Genomic DNA, 6343 nt, shown 5'->3' with positions numbered 1-6343 from the left:
TAATTGTCTCTGACGATTTGAAAACTTTGATAACTGTAAGGAGAGCTCATGAAGATGAAGTGCAAAAAGCGTGAGAAGGTTAGGCTGCCCAAAGGCTTCAAGCTGGTTGACGATTTCCTTTCTAAGGAGGAGATTGAAGCACTCGAGAACGACACCACAATGAGAGATCCGATGGTAATCACCGGCGGTCATGAGTCAGAAACGCTAGAGGAATCCATTGCGCGCATCAGCCGCGCCATTGCCGAGGCCAAGGAAGAAAAGAAAATGTATTCCATAAGGCTCAAGGTCAAGACGGTGGATAAAATCAAACGTAAAGCCGCTGCCGCAGGCATCCCGTACCAGACTTATGTGAATGTGTTGCTTGACAACGCGGCATCTACCTGACTGTAAAATTTTCTTGCCCCGTTGCGCAAGCGCCAAATGCTAGGCTCGGTCATATCCATGCAAGCATGGTTGCGACACTCGCCTTACGCATTTGTGCCAGTTTTCTGATATTTAGGTACATTACCGCTAAACGCATCTCGCTGTTTTAAGGCGAGGTGCGTTCTTGTTTTATTCGGCTTTTTGATTTTGCAAGGACGCCTCTAACATCAACCGGCCGCGAACGCGGCTACATGGAGGCTATATGGCTAAAATAACCTTTCCTATTCCGCAGCCCTGCCGAACATTTCGTTTAGGCAGGTCTGGAATTCCGTGGAGTTGTCGTCAATGAGATTCTCATAGTAGCCATCGAATCCCATGCCGAGCACATTTCCGTCGACGCAGTACTTGCGGCCGGTCTGCCCGATGAGTCTTGCCATGTGGCAGTGTCCCGAACAGGTCTTGCCACCGTAAGACACATCGGCGGCCGCGTAGGATTCGTATCGTTCGTATTTATAGTCGACCGTCACGGTCACCTCGCGGTCATCGAGCAGCAGGGTCACGCTCTTGTCGGTCCTGGGAGCGACTTCACGTTCGTCGAGGATCGTTTCAAGCTCGGCGATGTCGAAATGCTTCTGGAACAGCAACTGCGTGCTCACATTGAAAGCATTGCCGCCAAGGATATCGTTCATGATGGACATCATGAAAATGCTGTTCAGGGAGTTCATGCGGTTTTCCAGGTAAGTCGTGTCGAGCATGGTGATGTACGAGATCATCGAATCACCCGCGATGACCATGTCCACGACCGTATCGGGGCCAAACAGGCCTTCTTCGCGACGCCATGTTCCTTCAAGCTTGCCCGAGGTGCCGCCGAAGTACTGCGCAGTGCCGCTGTTGTCGTACAAGGTCAGGACATCGTCAAGAAAAGTGTACCGCAGTTCCATGGAACCCTTCTGGCCGGGCTGCTTTCGCCATTCGTAATGGTTCTCGCCGACAGGATAGCAGCGGTTGTGTGTCCGTTCGTAGTCGCAGCGGAACGTCTGATTGGAATCGTTCACCACCATGTTCCTGCAGACGACCATGAGCAACTGGTCGTCAGAAAAACTTTCGTCGGGCCAGGCAAGGTCCTGCGAACTGCTGCTTAGCGTTTCTAAAGAGCTGCTCAGGGCCTCGGAAGAACTGCTGGTGTCTTCGGCATTCGAGCTGGAATCCGAGCCGCAGGCGACAAGTGCAAAAATACAGAATGCGGCACAGCAGGCGCGCAAAAATCTTGTTGTTCTCATACAAACTCCCAATTAGATATCCCGACGAAATATAAATATTTTATTTGACGCCTCCGGATTCTTTTTTTATATATCCTATAACTCACCTGAGGGGGCACCCATGTCCAAAAAGATTTACTATGTTGCGGCGGCCGCCATGGCGACTGCACTCCTTTGCGCCTGCGATGACGAAGTCACCGAAGTGAACGAGGTCATCGAGAAAAACGAGGTCGTCGGAATCAAGGTCATCAAGGCCGGCGAAGACATGCCCAAGTGCGGTTTGGACGAAGAAGGGTCCATGATTTACATGACCGATTCCGCAAAGGTCTATTACTGCATCGACAAGACCTGGACCATGTTGAACGGCAAGGACGGCATCGATGGCAAAGACGGCAAGAACGGAAAGAAGGGAGACACGGGCGATTCCGGAAAGGACGGAGACCCCTGTTCGCTCGAGATGAAGGCGGACAGCAGCGGATACTTGCTCATTTGCGGAAGCGATTCCGTCGAGATTGCCCTGAACGGCGAAGCTGAAGACGAAAAGGACTCTACCGACGAGCAGGTCGCACAGTCGTCATCCGACATGACGGAAAGTTCGTCTTCGTTCGACTTCGACACAAGAGGAAGCGAGTTCAACGCTAGCGCAAAAACGCTCCTGGACCTGCGCGACAGTCAGATTTACAAGACTACGACTATCGGTAGCCAGATTTGGATGGCGCAGAACCTGAACTACAACTACAACGTGGGAAATGCCAAGAGCTACTGCTATGACGACGACACCACCTACTGCAATTCGCTAGGCCGCCTGTATTCCTGGAAGGCCGCCATGGACAGCGCAAGCCTTTTTTCGAACAACACCAAGCGCGGCGTATGTCCGGAAGGCTGGCACGTTCCGAGCCTCGAAGAATTCGAGGAGCTGATTGCGAAGGTTGGCGGTACCGAAAAGGCCATGGAAGTGTTGCGGGCCACCAAGGGCTGGCCTGAAGATGAGGAAGACAATTATAACGGCACCGACACCTACAAATTTGCAATGCTGCCAGGCGGTGAACGATCTCAAAACAAATATAGATCTGAGGGATCAACCGCATTCTTTTGGACCTCTAGCGAAGAAGGTTTCCTCAATGCGCATATGATGACAATTGATCATTATAACTTGAGCATATACACAGACTCCAAAAACAACGCCTTTTCTATCCGCTGCCTGAAGGATTCCCCGAATTCCAACGGCAGCGAATATGACGCCGACAAGAACACTCTTACGGATTTACGCGACAACCAGACCTACAGAACCGTGACCATAGGCACCCAGACCTGGATGGCACAGAATCTGAACTACAACTACAACAGGGGTACCGCCAAGAGCTACTGCCACCGTACGGACTCCATAAACTGCACGACTCACGGCCGCCTTTACCTTTGGAGTGCCGCAATGGACAGCGCAGGCGTATTCTCCACGGCAGGAAAGGGCTGCGGCGACAGCGTCGTTTGCCACCGGACGCAGACCGTTCGCGGAGTCTGCCCCGAAGGCTGGCACCTGCCCAGCGTTAGCGATTTCGACAAGCTGATAATAGCCGTAGGAGGCGAAGAGATCGCCGGCAAAATGCTGAAATCTACCAGCGGATGGGTAAGTGATTTTCCTGGCAAGGAATACAACGGCACCGACGACTATGGATTCACGGCCCTGCCAGCCGGTTATATTGGTGTTTCTCCCAATGGTAAAACTTTCAGCAGTTTAAACAATTCAGATACCTATTTCTTGTCTTCTGCGGACGATGCTACCCGGGCAATAACTCTTATCCTTTATAAAAACAATGTGTTCATATCTGAAATCTATAAGAAAGACGCTTATTCTGTCCGCTGCGTCAAGGACTAGCGGCGAAAAAACTTTATTTTCGCATTTTACATTTTGCCAACGGAAAACGATATTGTCATAGTGCAATTTTTTAGATTGTCTTAGACAAGAGGATACCGAATGAAATTCTTCCATCTCGCCGACCTGCATATCGGCAAGAGCATCTGCGAGCGCTCGATGCTAGAAGAGCAGCGCTACATTCTGGGCAAGATCCTGGAGGCCGTAGATTCCGAAAGGCCCGATGCGGTGCTGATTGCGGGAGACGTCTACGACAAATCCGTGCCCTCGGCCGAGGCCGTTTTGACGCTGGACAACTTTCTGGTGGCACTTGCCGCCAAGAACGTGCAGATATTCGTGCTGAGCGGAAACCACGACTCCGCCGAGCGAATCGCATTCGGGGGTAGGCTCATGGAAAGCCGCGGAGTGCACGTTTCCCCCGTTTACGACGGAAACTTCGCACCTACCACTCTCAAGGACGCTAACGGCGAGGTGGACATATGGATGCTCCCGTTCGTGCGACCCGTGACCATACGCAGCTTTCTCTTGACAGACGAAGAACGCGACTTGGTGACCGACTACACCTCGGCCATGCGCATGGCCATTTCCAAGATGAAATTTACGGAAGGGCGGAAGAACGTTCTGATTGCACACCAGTACGTGACGGATGCGGAACGCAGCGACTCCGAAGATAACGTAGGAGGGCTCGACAACGTGGATGCCTCGGTGTTCGAGGCGTTCGACTATGTGGCGCTGGGCCACATTCACAAGCCACAGAACGTGCTGACGGATGCCGACGGAACGGTCAAGGCGCGCTACAGCGGCACGCCGCTGAAGTATTCGCTGTCGGAAGCTAGTCACAGCAAGTCCATCACGGTCGTGGAACTGGGCGAAAGAACGACGCTGAGCGAAATTCCGCTAACACCGCTGCACGACATGCGCGAAATCACGGGACTATACGAGGAAATTGTTTCGCCGGAATTCCGCAGAAGCCAGATTGCCGAAGGCAAGAAACTTGACGACTATGTGTACGTGACACTCAAGGACGAGGACGATGTTCCCGATGCGGCGGCGAAACTGCGCGGAATATTCCCGAACCTGATGGCGCTCCGTTACGACAACGCTCGCACTCGCAGCCAGAAGGAATTTACGACAGGCGAATCCGACGAGAAAAAGTCCCCGGAAGAACTCTTCGGAGAATTCTTCAAGAAAATGACGAACAGGGATATGAACGCGGAAGAGACAGCGTTCATCGAGAGCATGATCCAGAAAGTTTTCGGAGGTGCGCGATGAGACCGACAAAGCTTACGATTACCGCTTTCGGCCCATACGCCGAAAGGACCGTCATTGACCTTGACAAGCTGGGAACCAGCGGACTCTACCTGATTACGGGCGACACGGGTGCCGGCAAGACGACCATTTTCGACGCAATCACCTTCGCGCTGTTCGGCCAGGCAAGCGGTACAACCCGCAACTCCAACAGGATGCTCCGCTGCGACAACGCAAAGCCAGAAACCAATACCGAAGTGGACCTGACATTCCTTTACGCGGGCAAGGAATACCGGATTGTTCGCAACCCCGGCGGATACATGCGCCCCAAGGAACGCGGTACGGGCGAAATTGAGGAAAGCGCCTCGGCACTCTTCTACTACCCACAGGACAACGGCCTGCAGGGACCGACATGCCGCACGATTAGCAAGTTGACCGAAGTGAACAAGGCCGTGGAAAACCTGCTCGGCATAGACATCAATCAGTTCAGGCAGCTTGCCATGATAGCACAGGGCGACTTTGCCAAGGTGCTTATCGCATCGACGCAGGAACGTCAGAAGATTTTCCGCGACATATTCAAGACGGACTGCTACGAAAAATTGCAGGCAGAACTGAAGAAGCAGGCGTCCGAGCTGAAAGACGAATGCAAGTCAAGCGAGAAATTCGCGCAGGCAACGATTGCGGGTGTGGAATGCGACGAAGCTTCCGCCCATGCAGAAAGCATCGCGGAATTCAAGCGGCTCGCCGAAAACGGACAGGTGACGGACTGGAACGAGGTCGCCGACGCCCTGCAGAATGTCATAGACGAAGACACCGCAAGGGCGAACGATGCGAAGACCGAACTGGAAAGCTGCGGCAAGAAACTCTCGGCGCTGGACGCGGAACTAGGCAAGGCTAAGGCCGTGGATTCGGCACGCAAATCGCTTGCCAAGGCCGAAAGCGACCACGAGGAATTCCAGAAAAAACTGAAGCCCCTGCGCGAGGCGTTCCAGAGCGAAGAGGCGCACATTCCCGAATGCGACAAGCTGAAGGAAGAAATTGCCACGCTGAAGGACAGATTGCCCGAATACGACCAGCTCGAAGAGGACCTGGCACAGATTGCCTCTAAGAACGCCAAGCTGAACGAACTCAAGAATAAACTCGAAAAGGACGAGGCCGAACTCAAGCGACAGGGCGAAAGTATCCAGAAAAGCGAAGAAGAACTCAAGGGGCTTTCGGACGCGGGCGAAAAGAAGGCCCAGGCCGAAGCGCAGAAGGAATCGCTCAAGGCGCGACAGCAGCAATTGCTCCGCGCAGGCAACATGGTCAAGGAATTCGACGGAACGGTGGATACGCTCGGGAAAGCACAGGAAACCTTCACCAAATCCGACGAAATCTACAAGCACAAGAACGACGAGTTCGAGGCGAAGAATCGCGCCTTCCTGAAAGAACAGGCGGGAATCCTCGCGGATACGCTCCAGGACGGAGACGCCTGTCCCGTGTGCGGTTCCACGAGCCACCCCCACAAGGCATGCAAATCGGTGGAGGCGCCGACTCAGGCGGAACTTGAAACGCTCAAGGCCACCCTCGCGGGCATGCAGCAGGATCGCGACGAAAAGGCAAG

The 6343-nt window shown here is 53.4% G+C and carries 5 protein-coding genes; 4 read left to right on the top strand and 1 reads right to left on the bottom strand.

Annotated elements, in window-relative coordinates:
• Positions 1–48 precede the first annotated feature (48 nt).
• Positions 49–384 (top strand): hypothetical protein, encoded by a 336-nt coding sequence (locus Q0628_RS13620; RefSeq protein ID WP_298771867.1) that lies wholly within the window; start codon positions 49–51, stop codon positions 382–384.
• Between the two features lie 260 nt (positions 385–644).
• Here Q0628_RS13620 and Q0628_RS13615 read toward each other — a convergent pair whose 3' ends face one another.
• Complete coding sequence (locus tag Q0628_RS13615; RefSeq protein WP_298771866.1) at positions 645–1643, bottom strand: hypothetical protein; 999 nt, start codon at positions 1641–1643, stop codon at positions 645–647.
• Between the two features lie 100 nt (positions 1644–1743).
• Between Q0628_RS13615 and Q0628_RS13610 the strand changes: the two genes are divergently transcribed.
• The 3 genes from Q0628_RS13610 to Q0628_RS13600 all read left to right on the top strand — a co-directional run.
• The gene (locus Q0628_RS13610; protein WP_298771864.1) at positions 1744–3495 is read left to right on the top strand and encodes a fibrobacter succinogenes major paralogous domain-containing protein; all 1752 of its coding nucleotides are present in this window, start codon (positions 1744–1746) and stop codon (positions 3493–3495) included.
• Between the two features lie 99 nt (positions 3496–3594).
• On the top strand, positions 3595–4764 hold the full coding sequence (locus Q0628_RS13605; protein WP_298771862.1) for an exonuclease SbcCD subunit D: 1170 nt from the start codon (positions 3595–3597) through the stop codon (positions 4762–4764).
• Positions 4761–6343, top strand: a 1583-nt coding sequence (locus Q0628_RS13600) for an SMC family ATPase (RefSeq protein ID WP_298771860.1), incomplete at its 3' end; no start/stop codon positions are given. The genes Q0628_RS13605 and Q0628_RS13600, both read left to right, overlap by 4 nt.

Origin of the sequence: uncultured Fibrobacter sp., from assembly GCF_937877005.1 — a bacterium.
Lineage (GTDB): Bacteria > Fibrobacterota > Fibrobacteria > Fibrobacterales > Fibrobacteraceae > Fibrobacter.
Note: the sequence above shows the minus strand (reverse complement) of the source record. Positions and strands in the feature narration are given on the sequence as shown.

Excerpts from the sequence above, each read along its gene's own strand:
- Q0628_RS13620 (WP_298771867.1), top strand. The coding sequence starts at position 49 with ATGAAGATGAAGTGCAAAAAGCGTGAGAAGGTTAGGCTGCCCAAAGGC.
- Q0628_RS13605 (WP_298771862.1), top strand. The coding sequence starts at position 3,595 with ATGAAATTCTTCCATCTCGCCGACCTGCATATCGGCAAGAGCATCTGC.
- Q0628_RS13610 (WP_298771864.1), top strand. The coding sequence starts at position 1,744 with ATGTCCAAAAAGATTTACTATGTTGCGGCGGCCGCCATGGCGACTGCA.
- Q0628_RS13615 (WP_298771866.1), bottom strand. The coding sequence starts at position 1,643 with ATGAGAACAACAAGATTTTTGCGCGCCTGCTGTGCCGCATTCTGTATT.